The sequence below is a fragment of the Winogradskyella sp. genome (assembly GCF_965656915.1).
GTDB lineage: Bacteria > Bacteroidota > Bacteroidia > Flavobacteriales > Flavobacteriaceae > Winogradskyella.
In genome coordinates, this window is the sequence record NZ_CBFHMI010000110.1 from 1 (window position 1) to 1,643 (window position 1,643).

At 30.7% G+C, this 1,643-nt stretch carries 4 protein-coding genes; 2 read left to right on the top strand and 2 right to left on the bottom strand.

Annotated elements, in window-relative coordinates:
- Together ACTG3Y_RS13500 and ACTG3Y_RS13505 are read right to left on the bottom strand one after the other, a co-directional pair.
- Positions 1-149: glycosyltransferase (locus tag ACTG3Y_RS13500; protein WP_439153445.1), on the bottom strand; the 149-nt coding region annotated here is incomplete at its 3' end.
- A 52-nt stretch (positions 150-201) separates the two neighbouring features.
- Positions 202-714, bottom strand: coding sequence for a DUF4199 domain-containing protein (locus tag ACTG3Y_RS13505; protein WP_439153442.1), 513 nt, complete (start codon positions 712-714; stop codon positions 202-204).
- Between the two features lie 162 nt (positions 715-876).
- Here ACTG3Y_RS13505 and ACTG3Y_RS13510 point away from each other — a divergent pair, with 162 nt between their 5' ends.
- The gene (locus tag ACTG3Y_RS13510) at positions 877-1,128 is read left to right on the top strand and encodes a type B 50S ribosomal protein L31 (protein ID WP_439153443.1); all 252 of its coding nucleotides are present in this window, start codon (positions 877-879) and stop codon (positions 1,126-1,128) included.
- A 78-nt stretch (positions 1,129-1,206) separates the two neighbouring features.
- Positions 1,207-1,643 (top strand): putative sugar nucleotidyl transferase (locus ACTG3Y_RS13515; RefSeq protein WP_439153444.1); only part of this gene is annotated, 437 nt, incomplete at its 3' end.

Genomic DNA, 1,643 nt, shown 5'->3' on the forward strand with positions numbered 1-1,643 from the left:
ACTTCCCAAGAGCTATCAGTACTGCCGTCGTCTATAAAAAGAATTTCATATGAAAACGAATTGGATTGCATCACTGATACAATCCAATCGTGTAATTCTTTTAAAGATTCTTCTTCGTTAAGTAGTGGTATTACTACTGATATATTCATAATTGTTGTCTAATTCTTAGACTTCAAAAATAAGAGAAATAAATTTAGTTGATTATCTATCGCTTCTCATTATTAACCCTGCTACTAAGGATACGATTAAGCCAAAAACTAAAGATCCAATAATTGACATTAAACTAAAGAAGCCAGAACTCATAAACATACCACTAATTTCCATAGCTTGGTCTACTTGCTCTTGTGTCATATTAGGATTTTGCTCTGTCATTTGTTGATAGGCTGTTTCCTTTTGCATTTCAATGAATTCAGGATAAATAAATTCGTAATGAACATAAGAATAGATGGCGGTGATAACTCCACCTATAACTGCTATAGCTAATCCTACCTTTACGGCTTGCCCAACGCTAAGTACATTAGCATTGTTCAACTTATATTCTTTGATACCGTATATTAATATTAATACTCCTACGACAAAGCTAATACTCGATAATATCCAGCTTTTATCCATACTCGCGACATACATAATGACAAGTACAATAATGCTAGCTAATGCAGAATATAAGCCATACTTATATGCAATTGGTTTAATAGGTGCAGTTTCGTGTTCCATAATTTAGTTGATTTTTTAGTTAATTGACTAGTTAGTACTCAAAGATAGCGATTTGTTACATTTATTTACCTAAAATAAAAACTTATTAAAAAGATTGTACATTTATAAAAAATACTTAAATTTGCACCTCGAAAAAATAGCATTTATTTAAAGCATTTAGTGATGAAAGCAGGAATACATCCAGAAAATTATAGAGTAGTAGCGTTTAAAGATATGTCAAACGAAGATGTTTTTTTAAGCAAGTCTACAGCAGATACAAATGAGACTATTGAAGTTGATGGTGTTGAATATCCATTAGTTAAATTGGAAATTTCTAGGACATCACATCCTTATTACACTGGTAAATCTAAACTAGTGGATACAGCTGGTCGTATTGACAAATTCAAAAACAAATACGCTAAGTTTAAGAAATAAGCTTAAGCCAATAGATATTTAGTAAAAAGCCTTTCTTTAGTAGAAAGGCTTTTTTATTTTTACATAAATTCAAAACAAATGAACTATATTTTATTTGATGGCCCTTATCGCAACAATCTCTTGCCATTTACTTATACAAGACCTGTTGCAGATATCAGAGTTGGTATTTTAACTATTCGACAAAAATGGGAGTCATATTTAGAATATACGACCACTACAGTAACAGAGGATTATTTATCGAGTAAGTATCCAATGGTGGAAATGGAAGAAAACATTATGATCAATGCTTCTTTTTTACCAAATACAGAAGTCGTTGAAGTTGTTAAGAATTTAAAACATAATCAAGCGTTGTTTAAAGGTGAAGACGTTATTGCTTTTTTTGCAAAAGAAGGTGAAGAGGTTAAAGATTTTTCATCTTTTAAAGCTATTGAGTATGAAGGACAAAGTATAAAAATAGAACACACTTGGGATATCTTCGCAAAAAATGGAGAAGCTATTAAAGAGGACTTTAATTT